Consider the following 19,964-nt stretch of genomic DNA (forward strand, 5'->3'; position numbering starts at 1 on the left):
CGCGACAGGGTGTTACTTACGGGCATGAGTGGGAGGTTGACGGGATTCGCCCGCGTGCGCGGGCCGATGTGGGCGGGTTGCTCGCATGGGCTCGCGTGGGCCTGTTTCTTCACGTGGAGGGGCTTGGTGAGCGCGCCGGGCAGGACAGGCCGCGTGAACGACCGCAGGCGGGAGGGGTTGCGCGGTCTTTGTTCACGTGGCCTGTCGTGGAAGCACGTTCACATGGGCGGGTTCCACTGCGTTCGCCGGCACAGCGCGGTGAAGAGAGCAGGCGGGGCCAGCGGGGTGGGCGGCTTCAGGGTCATGCCGCCGCTCGGTCCTCCGTCAGGTGCGCCTCGGTCTCGTCGTTGTCGTCGGAGGAGTCCGGCTGATCCGGGTCGGGAGCGCCGAGAATGCGTACGGTGGGCGAGGAGGCGCGGCCGGGGCGGGTCGCCATCGCCCAGTCCTGGGTCTCCTCGTCGAGGCGGTCGCGCATCTCCTTGCTCATCGAGGTCGTGCCGCCGCCCCGCTCGGGCTTGGTGAACGCGCCGGTGCCCCAGCGCAGGTCATGGCCCACGGCGCTGGCCTCGATCTCGGGCATGAAGCGGCGGTCGCCCTCGGGGCCGAACTCGCGGATGCGGAGCCGGCCGGAGACCACGACGGGCTGCCCGGCCCGTACGGACGTGGCGACGTTGTCGCCGAGGGCGCGCCAGCAGCGGACCGTGAAGCAGACGCGGTCGCCGTCCGTCCACTGGCTGGTCTTCTTGTCGAAGTAGCGGTGTGAGGTGAGAACCCTCAGCGAGGTGACCCTGAGACCGTCCTCGAAGGTGTGCTGCCTGGGCTCTGCTGCGACGTTGCCGGTGAGCGTGATGTAGATGTCGTTCATCCTGTGCCTTCCCCTGCTGCGACTGGCGGGCGGGGTGCCCGCGACCTGGTGCCAAGGTGCCGCAGACGGCGTCGGTCACGGGCTGGCGAACGGGATTCTGTGGATGGAGGCGTTCAGGCGGAGGGCGCACACCCCCTGTTCACGCCCCCTGGCGAGGAGGGGAGAGGGCGCCGGGGTCAGGCGGACAGGTCGCGCAGGGCCGTGTAGAACGTGTGGTGCCGGGCCAGTTCGCGTTCCACGGGCTCGATCACCATCGTGGCGGACACGGCGGCGACCCGGCGGCGCATCTCGCGTTCGAGGCGTTCGCGCTCCCGCGAGGCCCCCAGCTCCACGAAGTTGCGGGCCGCGATGCCGGACAACGCGCCCAGCCCCAGCACCGAGACCATCATGAGGCCCACCCACGGCAGCGTCGCGCTGTCGCCCAGCAGCTCCAGCGACGGCGGCAGCGAGCCAGGCACGAGCAGCCCGGCCGCCAGCCAGACCGCGCCCGCCAGGAACGCCGCCACGAGCACGTACTGCCACACCTTGAGCGCCCACCACCAGCCGGGCACCCGGTCGAGCCGGGGCGCCACCTCCGTCAGGTCTTCGGTCAGCGCCTTGGGCAACTGCTTGGCCCGTGACTTCGCGGCCTGCTGGACGGCCGTCCGCCACACGGGATGCATGTTCATGGACAGCCCGTCGGCCAGGGCGTGCACCGCGTTGGCGACCTCGGCCGACTGCGCGCTCACCGAGCCGGTCGTGATGCCGCGGATCTCCTCGCTGACGTCCTCCAGCCGCAGGCTCTTCAGCGGATCGGCGCGGAACCTGTCGATCCAGCGCGGGTACGGCCACCCCACCCACTTGCTGGAACGCTCGGCGTAGACGTTCTCCATGGCCTCGCCCACCGCCGGGACGCCCACCGCGTCGCACAGCGCGTCCGTCAGCCCCATGCGGCGGGCCTCGTCCACGGAGGCGGGCGCGGACAGCGCCTCCCCGAGCGGCATCGTCTCGGCGATGCGCTGCTCCAGCCGCTGCAGGTCGGCCTCCAGCTTCTGGATCGCGGCCCGGCGGCGGGAGACGGCGGTGGCGATGACGCTCTTCAGGCTCTCGACGCCCCGCCCGGTGACCGCCGAGGTCGGCACCACGCTCGGGTGCTCGACGCCCTCGCGGCGCAGCAGGTCGTTGAGGTCGATGAGCAGCTCGGCCAGTTCCTCCGTGGCGAGCTTGTCGGCCTGGTTGAGCGCGAACACGGTGACCGCGTCATGCCCCGCCAGCTCCGTGACGTAGCGCCGGTGCGTGGAGGCGTCGGCGTACTTCTGCGGGTCGAGCACCCACACCACCAGGTCGGCCAGGCCGATGAGCCGGTCGGCCTCGGAGTCGGTGAGCGCCCTGATCGAGTCGTGGTCGGGCAGGTCGAGCAGGACGAGCCCGTTGAGCTGGGTGTCGCCCTTGTCGAGCGCGCTCGCCCGGGAGAAGCGGTGCCGCCACTGGATCTGCAGCCAGTCGAGCAGCGGTGCCGAGCCCTCCAGCCCCCACACGCAGGCGTGCGTGCGGCCGGTCGTCGGCCGGCGTACGCCCGTGGGCGACAACTCCAGCCCCGAGATGGCGTTGAACAGCGACGACTTGCCGCTGCCCGTGCCGCCCGCCAAGGCGACGACGGTGTGCTCCGAGGAGAGCTTGAGGCGTTCGCCGGCCCGCTGCAGCAGCGCCGTGGCCTCGTCGAGCAGCTTCTTGTCGAGCCGCCCCGCGCCCACCTCGACCACTTTGGTGAGCGCGGTCAGCCGCGCCGCGAGCCCCGGCCTGGGAGTGGTCGTGGTGGTCATCGAGCGACCTCAAGGTTGTACGACGCCTGGTAGAGGCGGGTCGCGGCGGACTCGTCGGGAACGCCCGCCGAGTCGAGCGCTTGCACGTAACGCATGGCTTCCTCGTCGAACAACATACTGATCCTGGCCCGCAGGTCGCTCAGCGCCTTCGCGCCGATGCCGCGGAGCGACTCCGCGCCCAGCAGGGCGTTGACCAGGCGATGCGGCACGCCCTCGCCGTTCGCGCCGCTGAACATGGCGACCGTGAAGATCAGGGCCAGCGAGTCGGGGTCGAACGACACGATCTTCGACACCGAGCGCTTGGCCACGCCTTCGGTCCGTACGAGCTCGCTCAGGTGGTCCTGCCAGGACGCGATGGCCCGCCCGGTGTTGCGTACGAGCGTGTCGGAAGGCCGGTCGAGCCCTTCGCCGAGCTTGCCGCCCAGCTCGGCGCGGTGCCGCCAGCGCGCGACCACCTCGGTGGTGGCGCGGTTGGCGGCGGCGACGATCACCGACTCCAGGCCGGTGCGGATCGCCGCCCTGAACGCGATCACCCGCTCCGGCGCCTGCCTGGCCGCCCGGCCGCGCCGGCGGAGCTGCAGCGAGCGCATGAGATCGCCCGAGCCGGCGAAGTCCTGCCAGCGGGCCAGCACCTCGCCGTGCAGCAGCGAACCGCTCCTCGCCGCCTTGTCGATGTCGCTCAGCGCGCCGAAGAACGCGGCCTCCACGTCCTTGCGCAGCTCCGCGCGGAACGCGACCTGCGCCTCCAGGTGCTTGGCCAGCGCCGGGACGCGGGTGCGGAAGCTGTCGAGCACGCCGTTCAGCGTCTCGCGTACGGCCTGGGCGCGCCGCTCCTCGTCGACCGACAGCTCGGCCAGCCACATGCGCAGGTCGGTGACCTCGCTGTCCGGCAGCCTGCCGTCCGTGACCGTGGACTCGTGGATGACGAACCGGTCGATGTCGCCCAGCCCGTATTCGGTGAGCATGCGGACGAAGTGCTTCAGCACGACGTCCACCGCCTTCGGCTGCACCCGTGACAGCACGATGGCCAGCCGGGCGCCGCGCTCCTTCGCCAGCTTGAGCAGGCTCCAGGCGGGGGCGTCGGCGTAGCGGGCCGCCGTGGTCACGAAGATCCACAGGTCGGCGGCGTCGAGCATGCGGTGGGCGATCTCGTGGTGCTCCTCGACGACCGAGTCGATGTCGGGGGTGTCGAGCAGCGCCACGCCCTGCGGGAGCTTCTCGGTCGCGACCAGGACCAGGCCGTCGTTGGTGCCCGTGCCCGCGCCGCCGCCCCGGTTGGCGGCGGGCTCGGGCTGGTCGAGCCGCTGTACGGTGCCGAGCAGTTCGCCCTCGGCGAACCACTGGCGGTCGTCCGGATGGCACACCAGGACGGGGGTGCCGGTGGTCGGGCGGCGGATGCCGGTGCGGGAGACGTTGCGTTCGGCCAGGCTGTTGACCAGCGTGGACTTGCCCGCGCCGGTGGAGCCGGCCACCACGATCAGGGCGGGAGCCGTGCTGGTCCGCACCCTCGGCAGGACGTAGTTGTCGAGCTGGGCGAGGAGGTCCGTGCGGGCCTGCCTGGCCTCCTTGACGCCAGGGAGGTCGAGGCCCAGGCGGAGGTCGGTGATGCTCTCGCGGAGCTGGTCGAGGGCGGTGGTGAGCGCCTTGACGGTCTCCGGGGGGAGGGCTTCGGTACGGGTGCCGGCGGCGGGGGGCTCGTCCGAGGAGGCGGTGTCCGCGTCTTCGTCCGTGCCCGTGTCCGCGTCTTCGCCCTCGTCTTCGCCCTCGTCGAGGGTGGTGGCCTCGGCCTGGTGGAAGGCGTTCTCCTCCGAGGGGTCGGCTTCCGCGGATGAGGTGGGCTCTTCGCTGTCGTACGGCTCATGGGGGGAGGCGGAATCTGCGGTGGGCGCCGGTTCCTCCTCTGCTGAGTCGTCGGGCTCGTCGGAAGAGGCGAGGTCCGTGGAGGAGTCCGGGTCCTTCGAGGGGCTCAGGTCCTCGGGAGCGCCGGCGTCGTGGTCCGGGGACGGGGCCGTAGCGGGCGAAGGCGCTTCGACGGCCGACGGCTCCTCGGCGGAGGGCTCGGCCTCGATGGGCTCGTCGGCGTCAGGGGCCGACTCGTCGACGTCATTCGGCTGGTCGACGTCGCTCGGCTGGTCGACGTCACTCGGCTGGTCAGCGGCGCCGCTTGGCTGCCCGGCGTCGCTTGGCTGCCCGGCGTCGCTTGGCTGCCCGGTGCCGCTTGACTGCGCGGTGTCGGTTGGCTGTGCGGTGTCGTCCGGGTGGTCGGGAGTGGGCTGGTCGTCGGTGGGTGACGGCGTTGCGGCCCTGGGCTCGTCGGCGGGTGGGACGTTCAATGAGGCGGGCCTGGTGAACAGGGAGGGCCCGCCGGAGGCCGGGGCGGCAGGGCGGCCCGATGTGGCGCCGGCGCCGGGGGTGGGGCGGTCCGCTGGAGGTGTGGTGTCGGGGGCGGGGTGGGAGGCGCCGCCGGTGGCGGGCTTGCGCGGAGTGAAGAAGTCGATGCGGTCGGCGGGCTTGGCGGGGGCGCCGAACAGGTTCGTCTCCTCGCCGGGCCTGCCGGGACCCTCAGGGGCTCCGGTGGCCGGGTGGCCGGGGAAGGCAGGGCGGTTGGGGGACGTGGGGCGGCGCCTGGGAAGTGGCTCATGCGCCTGCTGCGGACCCCCGTCCTGGCGTGGCACACGGTCCTGGTCCCCCCGGCCCTGCCCCGGCTCGCGGCCCTGCCCCGGCTCGTGGGCCGGCCTCGGGTCGTGGGTCGGTCCTGGGTCGTGGGGCTGGGGGGGCTCGACGGCTCGGCGTAGTTCGCGGACGTGCTCGGCCTCGCCGAGTCGGCGTGTGCGGGGCTCCTGCTCCCGGGCCGGGCGCGGGTCGCGGTGCTGCTGGGCGTCCTGAGGCGAACGCGGGCGGGGCTCCTCGGCGTTCCGCGGCGCGCGCGGGTCGCGGGGGGCGTCATGGGGGTTCTTCTTGGTGTCCCCGGAGGGGGTGAAGGCGTCGAAGGTGTCGTCGTCGCGTATCGAGGGGAAGCTCAGCGTCTGCTCCCCCGGCGACTCCGGCCGCCCGTCATCCATGGCCGTGTTCACGGCCGGCGCTCCGCTCGAACCATCTCGACCTCCTGGCCGACCCTGACGACGTCCCCGACGACGACGATCGCCGGCGGTCGTATCCCAGCCGCCGACACGCGGTCGGCCACGGTGGAAAGCGAAGCGACGACCGCCCGCTGCGTGGGAAGGGTACCGTCCTGCACCACGATTACGGGAGTATCCGGCGAACGTCCGTCTCGAAGGAGCGTCTCGGCCACCTTCGCCAGCCGTTCGACGGCCATCAGGAGCACCAGCGTGCCCTCGGACCGGGCCAGGCCGGGCCAGTCGACGGTGGAGCGCTCGTCGTCGGGCGCCACGTGCACCGAGATGACGTGGAACTCCTGGCTGACCCCCCGGTGCGTCACCGGTACGCCGGCCGCGGCCGGGACGGCGACGGCGCTGGTGATGCCGGGCACGACGACCACGGGGATGCCGGCCTCCGCGCAGGCGATCATCTCCTCGCCGCCCCGCCCGAAGACGAACGGGTCGCCGCCCTTGAGCCGCACCACGAACTTTCCCTGTCTGGCGCGGTCCACGAGGATGTCGTTGATCGTCTCCTGGGACAGCGAGCGGCCGTAGGGCACCTTGGCGGCGTCGATCAGCTCGACGTCGGGGGCGAGCTCGTCGAGCAGGGCGCGCGGCGCGAGGCGGTCGGCGACGACCACGTCGGCCTGCGCGAGGAGCTGCCGCCCCCGCACGGTGATGAGCCCGGGATCGCCGGGGCCGCCGCCGACGAGGGCGACGCCGACGGGTTTGGTGCGGTTGCGGCGGGCGTCGACGGTGCCGTCGCGCAGGGCCTCGACCACGGCGTCGCGGATGCCGGCGGCCCGTCTGGGGTCGCCGCCCGCGGTGACGGCCACGCTGATCTCGCCGACGCGCCCGCTGGCCGGGGTCCAGGCGGCGGCGGCGTCCTTGTCGTCGGCCCGTACGCACCACACGCGCTTGGCCTCCGCCTCGGCGGCGACCGCGGTGTTGACGGACCTGTCGTCGGTGCACGCCTGGACGAGCCAGGCGCCGTCGCAGTCGCCGACCTCGTAGGGCCGGGCGTGCCAGGTGACCCGCCCGGTGGCGATGAGGTCGTCGAGTGCCGGGGTCACGCTCGGCGAGACGACCGTGACCTCCGCACCGGCCTCCAGGAGCGCGGGCACGCGCCGCTGGGCGACGCGGCCGCCGCCCACGACGAGCACCCGGCGGCCGGAAAGCCGCAGGCCGAGGAGGTAGGGGCCCATGAGGGGAATCTCCCGTTCGCGCAGGTTGTGTTAAGAGGTAAACCTACCGGCTTCGCATCCTTCGTTTGCTGCGCACAGGTTAACTAGCACGAGTCAGCGGCCGTCGAGAAGCGGCTGGCGCGGATCCCAGCGCGGCCCGCCCTCGTCGTCCTTGCGGCGTCTGGCCATCGCTGACAGAGCCTCAAGGATAACCCGGTTGCCGAGGTAGGCGGTGATGTCCGCGTGGTCGTAGGGCGGGGCCACCTCCACCAGCTCCATGCCGGCGACGGGCAGCTCGTAGCAGATGCGGCGTACGGCGTCGAGGAGCTGGCGGGCGGTCAGGCCGCCGGGCTCGGGCGTGCCGGTGCCGGGGGCGTGGCCGGGGTCGCAGACGTCGATGTCGACCGACAGGAAGATCTGGTCGCACTCGTCCAGGGCGATCCCGGACGCCTCCGTCAGCACCTCGTCCAGGCCGCGGGCGACGATCTCCGTCATCTCGTACGAGCGCATCCGCTGCCCGGCCATCCACGACAGCGTCTCCGGCTCGGGCCAGTAGCCGCGCAGGCCGATCTGGAGGAACCGGTCGCCGCGGATCGCGCCGGACTCGATGAGCCGCCGCATGGGCTGGCCGTGGCCGTACAGGTGGCCGAAGGAGATGTCGCCGGTGTCGGCGTGGGCGTCGAAGTGAATCATCGAGGTGCGGCCGGGGAGGTGCGCCCTGGCCGTGCCCCGCGCGTCGGGCAGCGCGATCGTGTGGTCGCCGCCGAGCACCATGGGGACCGCCCCGGAGGCCGCGATCCGGTGCACGGCGTCCTCGATGGCCCGCAGGGAGCCTTCGACGTCGCCCGAGTAGCACTCGACGTCGCCGGCGTCGAGCACGCGCAGGTCCTTCAGCGCGTCCACGCGCAGCGCCAGGCTGGGACGTGAGCCGTCGTGCGGCAGGTAGCACGCCTGCCGCAGCGCCTGCGGGCCGAACCTGGCGCCCGGCCGGTTCGAGGTGCCGCCGTCGAAGGGGGCGCCCACGATCACGACGTCGGCGCCCTCGTAGGACGCGGGATCGCCGAGGTCGCAGCGGTCGACCCCCAGGAACGTCAGATCCGGGCCGTACATCGGGCCGTATCGGGACACAAGCTCACCTCCAGTGAGCATCCATCCTTACACGGGCTTCTCGGTGACTCCTGCCGAGTCGAACGTCGCGACCTCGTGCATCACCCGTACGGCCGCGCACAGCACGGGGTGGGCCAGCAGCGCGCCGGTGCCCTCGCCGAGCCGCAGTTCCAGGTCGACCAGGGGGTGCAGCCCGAGATGGGCGAGCGCGGCGGCGTGGCCGGGCTCGGCGGAGCGGTGCCCGGCCACGCAGTGGTCGAGCGCGGACGGGTCGAGGGCGGCGGCGACCAGGGCGGCGGCGCCGGCGATCACGCCGTCGAGCAGCACCGGCACGCGGGCCGCCGCGCCGCCGAGGATGAAGCCGGCGAGCGCCGCGTGCTCGAACCCGCCGACGGCGGCGAGCGCCCGCAACGCCTCACTCGCCGAAGCACCAGAAGCTCCAGAAGCACCGGGGGCGCCGGAGGTGCCGCCCGGCAGGCCGTTCACGCGGAGCGCCTCGCGGACGATCCCGACCTTCCGCTCGTACGTCTCGTCGTCGATGCCGGTGCCCCTGCCGGTGACCTCGGCCGGGTCGGCGCCGGTGAAGACGGAGATCAGGGCGGCCGAGGCGGTGGTGTTGGCGATGCCCATGTCGCCGGTGATCAGGCAGCGGGCCCCGCCCGCCACCAGGTCGCGGGCCACCTCGATGCCCGCCTCCATGGCCCTGACGGCCTGGTCGACGGTCATGGCGGGCCCGCGGGACAGGTCGGCGGTGCCGTAGCCGATCTTCCGCTTGACCAGGGCGGGCGCGTCGGGCAGGTCGGCGGCGACGCCGACGTCCACGACGGTGACCGGGACGCCGGCCTGGGCGGCGAAGGCGTTGGCGACCGCGCCGCCGGCCAGGAAGTTGGCCACCATCTGCACGGTGACCTCCTGCGGCCAGGGCGTGACGCCGGCGGCGTGCACGCCGTGGTCGGCCGCGAAGATGGCCAGCGCGGCCGGGGTGGGCAGCGGCGGCGGGCAGGCTCCGGCCGCGCCCGCCAGGCGGGCCGCGACGTCCTCCAGGACGCCGAGGGAGCCGCGCGGCTTGGTGAGGCGGTCCTGGAGCGCTCGGGCCTCGGCGATCGCCGCCGGGTCGGCGGCGCGGATCGCGGCGAGGGTGTCGGCCAGCACGGCGTACCTCCGGGGAGAAGGGTCTGGGGGCTCAGTGGACGAGCTGGAGTGCTTCCTCGTAGCGCTCGATGACGACGTCGGCCAGGGTCTCGCAGTCGCCGATCACCTCGGCGCAGCGGATGTCGAGGTCGGGGTGGCCGGCGCCGTACGCCAGCGCCTGCGCCCACACGCGCTCCAGCATGCCGCCCGCGAACAGCAGGTAAGGCACCACGATCACGCGCCTGGCCCCCAGGCGGCGGCAGCGTTCGAGCCCGCCGGGCACGCCGGGGGGCGTGACCGACACGAACGCGGTCTCGACGGTCATGAAGTCGTAGGCGTGCGTCTCCCAGAACAGCCGGGACACGCGGTGGATCTCGGCGTTGGCCGCCGGGTCGGTCGAGCCCTCGCCGACCAGCACGATGCCGGTCTCCCCCGGCTCGACGTGCAGGTCCTCGACGTCGGGCGGGTCCACGGCGCGCAGCCGGGGGCGGGCGCCCGCGGGCTCCAGAGCGCGGGGCCTGGACAGGTCGGCGGCGGCCTCGGTGAGCCGCTCGGCCAGCAGCGACAGCACGCGGGGGTCGGGGCCGAGCGGGCGGCCGTAGTCGTACATGAGGGTGGGGTGGCGCTGCTGTTCGAGCTCCATGGCGGCGCCGAGGTCGTCGCTCGTCCTGCTGAGGCTGAGCGGCAGGGCGACGAGGCGGTGGTGCCCCCTCGCGACCAGGGAGGCTACGGAGTCGCTCAGCCGGGGCGTGGCGCGCTCCAGGTATCCGCCGGAGACGTCGGCGGCCGTCCGGTCGAGGCGGCAGCGGAGCCGGTGGACGAACCTGCCGAACTCCGCGGCGTAGGCGTCATCGTGCGAGCCCTGCCCGATCAGCAGGAGCGGCGGCTTCATGGTGAGGGAATCTCCGGTGCGGTGGACACGGACACGCGAGGATAACCGATGCGCGGCAGTAGGGGACAGGTCACGTTCCGTGCGCGGGCGTCGCGTGGACGACGAACACGGGCTCGGCGGCGGTCAGACGGTGGGATCCGTCGGGGTTGACGGTCAGCGCGGAGGCGATGATCTGGGTGCCCGCGCCCCGGTAGCCGTGCTCGCGCAGCCGGTCGAGCACGGCCGGGACCTGCTCGACGGTGCGCAGGGCGCACACCAGCGAGCGCGGGCGGCGCGCGGCGCAGGCCGCCACGACGTCGGCCCCGCCGCCGCCGACGAACACCGCGTCGGGGTCGGGCAGGGGCTCGAGCGCGGGCGGCGCCTGGCCCCGGGTGAGCGCGACCTTGACGCCGTGGGCGAGCACGTTGGCGCGCAGCCGGGCGCAGTTGGCCTCCTCGCGCTCGACGGCGACGACGGCCGCGCCGTGCCTGGCGCACTCGACGGCGATCTCGCCGACGCCCGCGCCGACGTCCCAGACGAGGTCGCCGAGGCGGGGGCCGAGCTTGGCCAGCACGTACGCCCGCACCTCCGGCGGCAGCCCGCCCCCTTCGAACGGCAGCGCCCACTCGGCCGGCCCCGGCCGCGCCCCCGCCACCCAGCTCGGCTCCTTGGCCTGGTGGAGCGGGTCGATGACGAGGACGACGTCGGGGTCCTTCCACGGCCGGGTGGTGGCCTCGCCCATGCGGCTGTGCGTGACCCGCTGGTCGGGGCCGCCGAGGTCCTCGCAGACGATGAGCGCGCGGGGCGTGGTGGGGGCCAGCTCGCGGGCGAGTTCGGCGGGGCCGACGCCGGGCGCGACCAGCAGCGCGACCTTGGGGTGGGCGCGGCAGGCGTTGACGGCCCTGTTGAGCTGGTGCGGGCCCTCGGGGGCGACGACCAGCGCGTCCTCCCAGTTGAGCCCGGCGCAGGCGAAGGCCCGGGTGACCAGCGACGTGGCGGGCAGGACGTCCGGTTTGAGGCCGTGTGCCCGGAGGGTGCGTACGACGCCGAAGAAGCCGGGATCGCCCTCCGCGATGACGACCGCGGGACCTTCGCCGTGTTCGAGGTGGTCGTCCAGCGCCTGGAGCAGCGCGCCGTCGGCCACGGTCGCGGCGTTGAGCTTGAGCCGCCCGAGCAGGGCGTCCGGGCCCACGACGAGACCGGCCTCGCGCAGCCGGTCGAGCGCCGCGGGCGGCAGCTCGGTCCCGTCCCAGCCGACAACCGTGATCATCGTGCCTCCACCTCCCCTTCAAGGGTGACGGTTGCCGCCGGGTTTCACAAAGAGGTGCGAAAGCCAGTACGGCGTGCCTTCCCCGCTACGCGGGGAACGCGAGGTCGGACGGCACGAGGCTGAAGACGACCAGGTCCTCCCCGGCGAGCGCGGAGCGGGCCACGCCCTCGCGGACGAAGCCGGCCTTCTCGGCGACGCGCCGCGACTGCGGGTTGTCCACGGCGGCGCGGAGCTGGAGGCGGCTGAAGCCCTGCCGCTCGAACAGCCAGCGCGCGACCGCGAGCACGGCCTCGCCGGCGTAGCCGTTGCCGCGCGCCCAGGGGGCGGTCATGTAGCCGATCTCGGCGGTGCGGTGGCTCCAGTCGACGTCGCGCAGGTCCACGTTGACGGCGAAGCGGCCGGTCGCCGCCTCGACCGCCGACCAGGCGGCGCCGGCGCCGCGGACGCGTACCTGCTCGGCGTGGCCGATGAAGGCGAGCGCGTGCTCGACGGTGTAGCCGCGCGGCACGCCGGTCCTCGCCTGGGTGAGCGGGTCGGCGCCGGTGGCGGCCAGGTCGGGGGCGTCGGCGGGCTCGGGCGCGCGCAGGAGCAGGCGCGGCGTGCGCAGCTCGGCGCGCGGCAGGACGGGGGCGGGGGCGCGGCCGTCGCCCCGCAGCAGCCCGAAGACGACCAGGTCGTGCGGCCCGTCGTCCTCCAGGACCGCGCCGCGCAGCACGCCCTCCCAGGTGAAGCCCGCTTTCTGGGCGACGCGCAGCGACGGCAGGTTGTCGAGGTTGGCGGTCAGGTCGATCCGGCGCAGGCGGGTCCTGTCGAAGACCCACTCGGCGAGGCCGCGCAGCGCCTCGGTGGCCAGGCCGCGGCCCCGGTGCAGGGGGTGCACGCCGTAGCCGACCTCTGTGGTGCCGGCCTCCCACGAGGTCTTGAAGAGGCTGATGGCGCCCACGACGAGGCCGTCGGCGTCGGCCATCGCGAGGTGCATGCCCTGCCCGGACCTGCGCAGCTCGTGCACGCCCTGGTCGAGCCACCGGCCGACGCCGGACGCCGTGGCGGGCGCGCCGGGAGGCAGGAAGGCGGCGCCGGACTCCACGATCGACCGGATCCGCGCGGCGTCCCGGGGGCCGAACGGCCGCAGGGTCAGGCGGGCCGTCTCGATGCTGACGCCGGGATCGAACGCGGAGGGATCAGACACGGAGGCAGACACGCAGGGCAGGGTACACATCGGCGATGTTTGCCCATCAAAGCGGGGGTAGGGGCGCTGAAGAGAGAGGTGAGACGCATATGGAACGTGGGAGCGACAAGCACGGCCCCCGTCTGGACAGCCAGCAGAAGCACGAGACCGAGGGCATGATGCGCGGCGGCGGCACGACGCACGCCGAGGAGTGGAAGGAGCCCGAGTCCATGCCGGCGGCAGGCGAGGAGTCGATGCGGTCGTACCCGCCCGGTCACGAGCCCGGCGTGCCCGAGGGCATGACGGGGCACAGCGTGGACGTCCGCGCCGACCTGGCCAAGTGGCTGAGCGACACGCACTGGCCCAAGTCGAAGGACGACCTGGTCCGGCAGGCGGAGGAGGCGGACGCCCCCGACCGGGTGACGGACATGGTGCGCTCCCTCCCCGAACGTATTTACACGAACATGTCCGACGTGGGCGAGGCGCTCGGGCTCGGCGTGGAGAGGCGGAGGTGGTGACGGGTGCGCCTCGACTTCATCCGGCCGCTGTACGAGCGGCGTGGGCCGTACGCCTCCGTGTACCTGGGGGCGCTGACCGGCCCGGAGCGTGAGACGCACTGGCACAGCGTGCGTGACTCGCTCGACGGGGCGGATCCCGCGACCGTCGCGGCGCTGGCGGAGCGGGCCGAGCGGGCGGCCGCCGGGCAGGCGTTGTTCGCCACGCACGGCGAGGTGGTGCTGGCCGAGCCGTTGTCGCGGCCGCCGTACGAGCGGGCCACCTGGTCCCCGCTGCCGAACATCGCGCCGATGCTGCTGGAGCGCGGCGAGAACGTGCCGCACCTGCGGGTCATCGTGGACCACGCGGGGGCGGAGTTGACGGTCTACGGGAGCGGGGCGCCGCGCCGGCGCACGGTGCAGGCCGCGACCTGGCCGCTGCAGAAGACCGCGCAGGGCGGCTGGTCGCAGCGCCGCTACGAGGTGTCCGTCGAGAACGCCTGGGAGCAGAACGCGCAGGCGGTCGCGCACGAGATCGACGAGCAGGTACGCCGCCTCGGCATCGAGCTGGTCATCGTGGCCGGCGAGCCGAAGTCCCGTTCGTATCTGATGCGCCACCTCGGCACCAAGGCGACCGACCGGGTGGTGATGGTCGAGCACGGCAGCCGTTCCGACCACGGCCAGTTCGAGGAGGACGTCGAGCACGCGCTCGACGACTGGCTCGACCGCCGCCGCGCCGAGCTGCTGGAACGCCACCAGGAGAGCGGCGGGCCGGTCGGCCTGTCGCAGGTGGCGCGGGCGCTGCGCGACCGGCGGGTGCAGGCGCTGCTGCTGCCCGGCGAGCGGCCGGAGCCGATCTGGATCGGCGAGGGCGGCACCCAGCTCGACACCGACCAGGGCGAGCTGCGGAACTGGGGCGTGGCCGAGCCGGTGCGCGAGCGCGCGGACGCCGCCCTGGTCAGGGCCGTCGCGATGACGGACGCCGAGCTGTGGTTCACGGACGCCGTCAAGGACGTGGCGGCGGTGCTCAGGTACTGATGACCACTTCGAGGGTGCGGGGGCCGTGGACGCCCTCGACCCGGCTGAGCTCGATGTCGCTGGTGGCCGACGGGCCGCTGATCCAGGTCAGCGGCCTGGACGGGTCGAGCCGGGCGATCGCCTCGGGCACCGAGGAGACGATCTGGCCGGCCCGCACCACGCACAGGTGGTAGTCGGGCACCAGCGTCTGGGCGCGGGTGCCCTGGCCGGGGCCGTGGTCGAGGACGATCGTGCCGGTCACGGCGACGGCGACGGCGCAGCCGGTGACGACCCCGTCGGCGGTGTGCAGGTCGGGCCAGCTCTCGTGCCCCGCCAGGTCGAAACCGTCGGGGACGATCATGCGGCGGCCGGCGACGCGCTCCGCGACCAGGCCGGCGGCCTCGGCGGCCGGCAGGACGTGGACCACGGCCCGGTAGTCGTCCACCCGCTCGGCGAACAGCCCGACGAGGTCGCCGGTCGCGGCCTCGGTGCGGTAGTCACGGGGGATCTCGACGTCCTCGGCGCCCGCCACGGCCCTGGCGATCCGGGCGAGGATCTCCTCACGCGCGCTCATTCCGCTCCCACCAGTCTCTGAACGATTCTTCCGGGATCTCCGGGACGTCCCGGGTGTCGGTCCAGGCCGACATCGGGCCGGGCAGCCGCTTCTTCGGCACCAGCCCGCGCACCTTGGCCGCGATCCGCTGGGCCGCGGCCAGCCGCCGGTGGTCGTCGAGTATCCAGCCGGCGACCTTCATGCCGGCCTTCTCGGCCGCCGCGTGCGGGGCCTTGGCGCGCAGGTCCACCAGGACCTCGGGGATGTCGATGGCGACCGGGCAGACGTCGTAGCAGGCGCCGCACAGGCTGGAGGCGTACGGCAGCGAGGCGTCCAGCTCGGAGCCCATGCCGCGCAGCTGCGGGGTGAGGATCGCGCCGATCGGGCCCGGGTAGACGGAGCCGTAGGCGTGGCCGCCCGCCCGCTCGTAGACCGGGCACACGTTGAGGCAGGCCGAGCAGCGGATGCAGCGCAGCGCCTGGCGGCCGACCTCGTCGGCGAGCACGCCGGTGCGGCCGTTGTCGAGCAGCACGAGGTGGAAGTCCTGGCCCTCGACGGCGCCGGTCCACATGCTGGTGTACGGGTTCATCCGTTCGCCTGTGGAGCTTCTGGGCAGGAGCTGGAGGAACACCTCCAGATCCCGCCAGGCAGGCAGGAGCTTCTCGATCCCCACCACGCTGATCAGCGTCTCGGGCAGGGTGAGGCACATGCGGCCGTTGCCCTCGGACTCCAGCACGACCAGCGTGCCGGTCTCGGCCACCATGAAGTTGGCCCCGGAGATCGCGACCTTGCTGCGCAGGAAACGTTCGCGCAGGTGGAGCCGGGCGGCCTCGGCGAGCGCGGGCGGGTCGTCGGTGAGCCCTTCCGGGGTCTTCGGCATCTTCTCCAGGAAGATCTCGCGGATCTCCGACCGGTTGCGGTGGATCGCGGGCACCAGGATGTGGCTGGGGAAGTCGTCGCCGAGCTGCACGATCAGCTCGGCGAGGTCGGTCTCGTACGCGGTGATGCCCTCGGCGGCCAGCGCCTGGTTGAGCTCGATCTCCTGGGTGGCCATCGACTTGACCTTGACGACCTCGCGTTCGCCGGTGGCCTTGACCAGGGCGGTGACGATGCGGTTGGCCTCGGCGGCGTCGCGCGCCCAGTGGACGGTGCCGCCCGCGTCCTGGACGGCCCGTTCGAGCTGGACCAGGTAGCGGTCGAGGTTGCGCAGCGTGTGGTCCTTGATGGCCTTGCCGGCGGCGCGCAGCTCCGCCCAGTCGGGCAGTTCGCCGACGACGGAGGCCCGCTTGCCGCGGATGGTGTGGGTGGCCTTGCGAAGGTTGTAGCGGAGTTGCGAGTCCTGGACGGCCTTCTGCGAGTTCTTCGGGAAATTTCCGGGCATGCCGAGGAATGTCGCGCTCATTGGCTCTCCTCCGTGGACGCCAGGATCTCCGCCAGGTGCATCGTCCGCACGCCGGTCTTCTGGCGGCTCAGCGTGCCGCCGATGTGCATGAGGCACGAGTTGTCGGCCGCGCACAGCACCTCGGCCCCGGTGTCCATGATGTTGCGGGTCTTGTCGGCGCCCATCGCCGCCGAGACCGCCGGGTTCTTCACCGCGAACGTGCCGCCGAAGCCGCAGCACTCCTCCGCGCCGGGCAGCGGCACCAGCTCCAGGCCGCGCACGTTGCGCAGCAGCCGGGCGGGCCGGTCGCCGAGGCGCAGGCCGCGCAGCGAGTGGCAGGTCGGGTGGTAGGTGACGCGGTGCGGGAAGTACGCGCCCACGTCCTCGACCTTCAGCACGTCGATCAGGAACTCCGACAGCTCGTGCACCCTGGGCGCGACCTCGGCGATCGCCGCGGCCCCCTTGCTGCCCGGCCGGGCCAGCTTGGGGTACTGCTCGCGGACCATGGCGGCGCACGACCCCGACGGGGCCACCACGGCGTCGTACCCGGCGAACACCTCGGTGAAGTGGCGGGCCAGGCGCACACCCTCCGCGCGGTAGCCGGTGTTGACGTGCATCTGGCCGCAGCACGTCTGGGCGGCCGGGAAGTCGACCTCGCAGCCGAGCCTGCGCAGCAGGGACACCACGGCCTTGCCGGTGCCGGGGAAGAGCGTGTCGTTCACGCACGTGATGAACAGGGCGACTCGCACGTCTCTCCTCTCGAAAGGTATGGTCTGACCACAGTATGGTCAGACCATAGCAGGGAGGTCCCGGTGGACGGCAGCGGGTGGGGGCCGGTGAAGCGCACGCGCACGTTCGAGGACGTTCTCGCGCAGATCGAGCGGCGCATCGCCGAGGACGGCCTCACGGCCGGCGACCGCCTGCCCGCCGAGCGCCGGCTCGCCGAGCAGCTCGGCGTCAGCCGCTCGTCGGTGCGTGAGGCGATGCGCGTGCTGGAGACGCTGGGCGTGGTCTCCTCCCAGGTCGGACGCGGCCCCGACGCGGGCGCGGTGCTGATCGCCCGCCCCGACTCGGCCATGACCGGCCTGCTGCGGCTGCACCTCGGCCTGGCCACCCTGGAGCTGCGCGAGGTCATCGACACCCGGCACATGATCGAGCAGTGGGCCGCCTCCCGCGCCGCCGCGGGCCGGACCGGCGCCGAGGCGCTGGCCGCCGCCCTCGCCGGCATGGACGGCGCGCGCACCGCCGAGGAGTTCGTCGAGCACGACACCGCCTTCCACTGCGCGCTCGCGGACGCCTCGGGCAACCGGCTCGTCTCCGCCGTCATGCGCTCGCTCCGGGACACGATGCGCAGATTCTCGGTCGAGGCGGTCGAGCGCCTCGGCGACACCGCGGTCCTGCGCGCCGGGCACGTGCGCATCCTGGCCGCGATCGAGGCGGGCGATCCCGGCGAGGCCGCCGCGGCCGTGTCGGACCACCTCGCCGACGCCTACCCCGAGCTGTTCACTCACTGACGCACGTCGGCCTGCCGGCAGGTCGCGCCCGAGCAGGCCGCCATCGCGTCCAGCCGGGCGTCCAGGCTCGCCAGCAGCGTGGCGTCGGCCGTGGCCGCGAGGTTCTGCAACTGGTACGGATCCGTCCGCAGGTCGTAGAGCTGCTTCTCGCCGGTGACGTAGCGGACGTAGGTGTGGTGCTCGGTGCGCAGCGCCTGGTAGGCGGGCACCGGCGTCTGCCTGGCCGAGGACCGCTTGGTCGGCCGGTTGAACTCGATGAGCGCGTTGTGCCGCCACACCGCCGGTTTGCACCCCTTGAGCAGCGGCTTCAGCGACCGCCCCTCCGCGAACGGGGGCAGCGTGGCCCCGCCCAGGTCGGCGACGGTCGCCGCGAGGTCCACCGTGGCGCCCATCTGGGCGATCCGCGATCCGGCCCGGACGCCGGGCCCGCGCACCACCAGCGGGATCCTGATCGCCTCCTCGTACGGCGTGGTCTTGCCCTGCGGCAGCCGGTGGGTGCCGAGGTGGAAGCCGTTGTCGGAGGTGAACAGGATGTAGGTGTCGTCGAGGTGCCCGGTCTCGCGCAGCGCGTCGACGACGGCGCCGACCAGGTCGTCCACGCCGAGCATCGCGCGCAGCCTGGCGCGGTGGCGGCGGTCCACGGCGTCGATCTGCTCCTGGGACAGCGGGAGCCTGCCGCGCAGCCACAGCGGCTCGCGGCTGACGTCGGCCTGGTTGAACGACGGCGTCCGGGGCGCGGTGACGTGCGGGAACGCCTCCTCGTGGCGCCAGGCGGGGTTGGCCGGGTTGTGCGGCGCGATCGGCGCCAGGTAGAGGAAGAACGGCTTGCCCGAGCTCTTGACGAACTCCCGGCTCTTCTCGGCCAGCACGTCCGACAGGTAGTCCTCCTGGCTCCAGCCGTGCTCGGTCAGTGAGCCGTTCTCGTTGAGCCGGTAGCCGTACTCCTCGTAGAGGTTGGTGACCGGGACGGCCCACTCGTCCCAGCCGGGCGGCACGTACGTGTCGGTGGCGGTGCGCCCCGGATAGTGGTTGAGGAACTTGCCCATCAGCGCGGTGCGGTAGCCGGCCTCCCGCATCCAGGTGCCGATCGTGGAGCGTTCCAGGCCGAGGGTGTGGAACCGGTCGAAGCCGCCCTCCGGCGCGGTGTTGGTCAGCACGCCGTGGCTGTGGACGTACTGGGAGCGCAGGATCGACGCCCGCGACGGGCAGCACCAGGAGTTCGTCACGAAGAACCGGTCGAAGGTGGCGCCCTGGCGCACCAGGTGCCGGGTGATCTGCGGGAAGTACGCCAGCGTGCCCGCCTCCAGGTCGTCCGTGACGATGAGGACGATGTTCGGCCGCGACGCGCTCGCGGCGACCAGAGGCTCGGCCGCGGGGAGCAGCAGGAGCAGGACGCAGGCTACGCGACAGAGACCTTTGACCACGGACTGTGACTTCCCCGGGGGATCCTCCATTGACACCCGGCCCCCGCCCAGGGGTAATAGAACTTCATTCCGGAGGTGTCACATGAAGCTCGGGCTCCAGTTGGGCTACTGGCAGCGCAACGCCGACGACGCGACCGCATCCGTGCTGGCCGCCGAGCGCCTCGGCTACGACTCGGTGTGGACGGCGGAGGCGTACGGCAGCGACGCGTTCACCCCGCTCGCCTGGTACGGCGCGCGGACCAGCCGCATCAAGCTCGGCACGTCGGTCGCCCAGTTGTCGGCCAGGCCGCCGGTGACGACCGCCATGACGGCCATGACCCTCGACCACCTGACCGGCGGCCGGCTGCTGCTCGGCGTGGGCGCCTCGGGCCCGCAGGTGGTCGAGGGCTGGTACGGCCAGCCGTTCGCCAGGCCCCTCGCCAGGACCCGCGAGTACGTCGAGATCATGCGCAAGGTCTGGCGCCGCGAGGAGCCGGTCACCGGCGACGGCCCCCACTACCCGCTGCCGCTGCCGGACGGCCTCGGCAAGCCGCTCAAGCTCATCACCCACCCGCTGCGCCCCGACATCCCCGTCTACCTGGGCGCGGAGGGCCCCAAGAACGTCGCGCTCGCCGCCGAGGTCGCCCAGGGCTGGCTGCCGCTGTTCGCCTTCCCCGAGAAGATCGAGGAGATGTACGGCGGCGCGCTCGCCGGCGCGCCCGCGGGCTTCGACGTGGCCGCCATGGTGACGGTGGTCGTCTCCGACGACGTACGGGCCGCCCTCGACGGCGTGAAGCTCATGCTCGCCCTCTACATCGGCGGCATGGGCGCCCGGCACCGCAACTTCCACGCCGACATCATCGGCCGCATGGGCTACGCCGAGGCCGCCGAGCACATCCAGTCGCTCTACCTGGCCGGGCGCAAGGACGAGGCGTTCCTGGCGATCCCCGACGAGCTGGCCGACGGCATCTCGCTCGTCGGCCCGCCCGGCCGCATCAAGGAGCGCCTGGAGCTGTGGCGCAAGAGCCCGGTGACGAGCCTGCTCGTCATGGGCCCGCGCGACGAGCCCACGCTGAAGCTGGTCCGCGACCTGGTCCTCGGTTAGT

Annotated in this window: 17 protein-coding genes; 4 read left to right on the forward strand and 13 right to left on the reverse strand. The window is 73.2% G+C overall.

What is annotated here, in order from left to right; genetic code table 11:
- Nucleotides 1–301 precede the first annotated feature (301 nt).
- From Nocox_RS32470 to Nocox_RS32510, 9 genes are all read right to left on the reverse strand, one after another.
- On the reverse strand, nt 302–865 hold the full coding sequence (locus tag Nocox_RS32470; RefSeq protein WP_020542099.1) for a single-stranded DNA-binding protein: 564 nt from the start codon (nt 863–865) through the stop codon (nt 302–304).
- A gap of 176 nt (nt 866–1,041) precedes the next feature.
- On the reverse strand, nt 1,042–2,667 hold the full coding sequence (locus tag Nocox_RS32475) for a YfjP family GTPase (RefSeq protein ID WP_020542098.1): 1,626 nt from the start codon (nt 2,665–2,667) through the stop codon (nt 1,042–1,044).
- Nucleotides 2,664–5,741, reverse strand: a complete 3,078-nt coding sequence (locus tag Nocox_RS32480; RefSeq protein WP_020542097.1) for a dynamin family protein — start codon at nt 5,739–5,741, stop codon at nt 2,664–2,666. The genes Nocox_RS32475 and Nocox_RS32480 overlap by 4 nt, the downstream gene beginning before the upstream one ends.
- Nucleotides 5,738–6,970: a uroporphyrinogen-III C-methyltransferase gene (gene cobA / locus Nocox_RS32485; protein ID WP_020542096.1), complete on the reverse strand. Its 1,233-nt coding sequence runs from the start codon at nt 6,968–6,970 to the stop codon at nt 5,738–5,740. Before cobA ends, Nocox_RS32480 begins: the two co-directional genes overlap by 4 nt.
- Nucleotides 6,971–7,063: 93 nt before the next feature.
- Entirely contained in the window at nt 7,064–8,077 is a 1,014-nt protein-coding gene (gene speB, locus Nocox_RS32490) for an agmatinase (RefSeq protein ID WP_026214115.1), read from the reverse strand.
- 27 nt (nt 8,078–8,104) lie between these two features.
- Nucleotides 8,105–9,208 (reverse strand): nicotinate-nucleotide--dimethylbenzimidazole phosphoribosyltransferase, encoded by a 1,104-nt coding sequence (gene cobT / locus Nocox_RS32495; protein ID WP_020542094.1) that lies wholly within the window; start codon nt 9,206–9,208, stop codon nt 8,105–8,107.
- A gap of 31 nt (nt 9,209–9,239) precedes the next feature.
- Complete coding sequence (locus Nocox_RS32500) at nt 9,240–10,079, reverse strand: sirohydrochlorin chelatase (protein ID WP_020542093.1); 840 nt, start codon at nt 10,077–10,079, stop codon at nt 9,240–9,242.
- Nucleotides 10,080–10,149: 70 nt separating this feature from the next.
- Nucleotides 10,150–11,328, reverse strand: a complete 1,179-nt coding sequence (locus Nocox_RS32505; protein ID WP_020542092.1) for a bifunctional cobalt-precorrin-7 (C(5))-methyltransferase/cobalt-precorrin-6B (C(15))-methyltransferase — start codon at nt 11,326–11,328, stop codon at nt 10,150–10,152.
- A gap of 85 nt (nt 11,329–11,413) precedes the next feature.
- Entirely contained in the window at nt 11,414–12,529 is a 1,116-nt protein-coding gene (locus tag Nocox_RS32510; RefSeq protein WP_169577013.1) for a GNAT family N-acetyltransferase, read from the reverse strand.
- 77 nt (nt 12,530–12,606) lie between these two features.
- Between Nocox_RS32510 and Nocox_RS32515 the strand changes: the two genes are divergently transcribed.
- Nucleotides 12,607–13,014 carry a DUF2795 domain-containing protein gene (locus Nocox_RS32515; protein WP_020542090.1) on the forward strand — a complete coding sequence of 136 codons (408 nt, stop codon included), beginning with the start codon at nt 12,607–12,609 and terminating at the stop codon, nt 13,012–13,014.
- Nucleotides 13,015–13,017: 3 nt separating this feature from the next.
- Nucleotides 13,018–14,028: a baeRF2 domain-containing protein gene (locus tag Nocox_RS32520; RefSeq protein ID WP_020542089.1), complete on the forward strand. Its 1,011-nt coding sequence runs from the start codon at nt 13,018–13,020 to the stop codon at nt 14,026–14,028.
- Here the strand turns inward: Nocox_RS32520 and Nocox_RS32525 are convergent.
- Genes Nocox_RS32525 through Nocox_RS32535 form a run of 3 tightly spaced genes read right to left on the reverse strand, consistent with a single transcriptional unit; the run spans nt 14,018 to nt 16,690 of the window.
- Nucleotides 14,018–14,581 (reverse strand): LutC/YkgG family protein, encoded by a 564-nt coding sequence (locus Nocox_RS32525; protein WP_020542088.1) that lies wholly within the window; start codon nt 14,579–14,581, stop codon nt 14,018–14,020. The genes Nocox_RS32520 and Nocox_RS32525 overlap by 11 nt on opposite strands.
- Nucleotides 14,568–15,962 carry a lactate utilization protein B gene (locus tag Nocox_RS32530; protein WP_026214114.1) on the reverse strand — a complete coding sequence of 465 codons (1,395 nt, stop codon included), beginning with the start codon at nt 15,960–15,962 and terminating at the stop codon, nt 14,568–14,570. Before Nocox_RS32530 ends, Nocox_RS32525 begins: the two co-directional genes overlap by 14 nt.
- Nucleotides 15,959–16,690: a (Fe-S)-binding protein gene (locus Nocox_RS32535; protein ID WP_020542086.1), complete on the reverse strand. Its 732-nt coding sequence runs from the start codon at nt 16,688–16,690 to the stop codon at nt 15,959–15,961. Before Nocox_RS32535 ends, Nocox_RS32530 begins: the two co-directional genes overlap by 4 nt.
- Before the next feature lie 63 nt (nt 16,691–16,753).
- On the opposite strand from Nocox_RS32535, the gene Nocox_RS32540 reads away from it, so the two are divergent.
- Nucleotides 16,754–17,455 carry a FadR/GntR family transcriptional regulator gene (locus Nocox_RS32540; RefSeq protein WP_020542085.1) on the forward strand — a complete coding sequence of 234 codons (702 nt, stop codon included), beginning with the start codon at nt 16,754–16,756 and terminating at the stop codon, nt 17,453–17,455.
- Here the strand turns inward: Nocox_RS32540 and Nocox_RS32545 are convergent.
- Nucleotides 17,449–18,879: a sulfatase family protein gene (locus Nocox_RS32545; protein WP_246649632.1), complete on the reverse strand. Its 1,431-nt coding sequence runs from the start codon at nt 18,877–18,879 to the stop codon at nt 17,449–17,451. The genes Nocox_RS32540 and Nocox_RS32545 overlap by 7 nt on opposite strands.
- An 82-nt stretch (nt 18,880–18,961) precedes the next feature.
- On the opposite strand from Nocox_RS32545, the gene Nocox_RS32550 reads away from it, so the two are divergent.
- The gene (locus Nocox_RS32550) at nt 18,962–19,963 is read left to right on the forward strand and encodes an LLM class F420-dependent oxidoreductase (RefSeq protein ID WP_020542083.1); all 1,002 of its coding nucleotides are present in this window, start codon (nt 18,962–18,964) and stop codon (nt 19,961–19,963) included.
- Nucleotide 19,964: the final 1 nt, after the last annotated feature.

Origin of the sequence: Nonomuraea coxensis DSM 45129 (assembly GCF_019397265.1) — a bacterium.
Classification (GTDB): Bacteria; Actinomycetota; Actinomycetes; order Streptosporangiales; family Streptosporangiaceae; genus Nonomuraea; species Nonomuraea coxensis.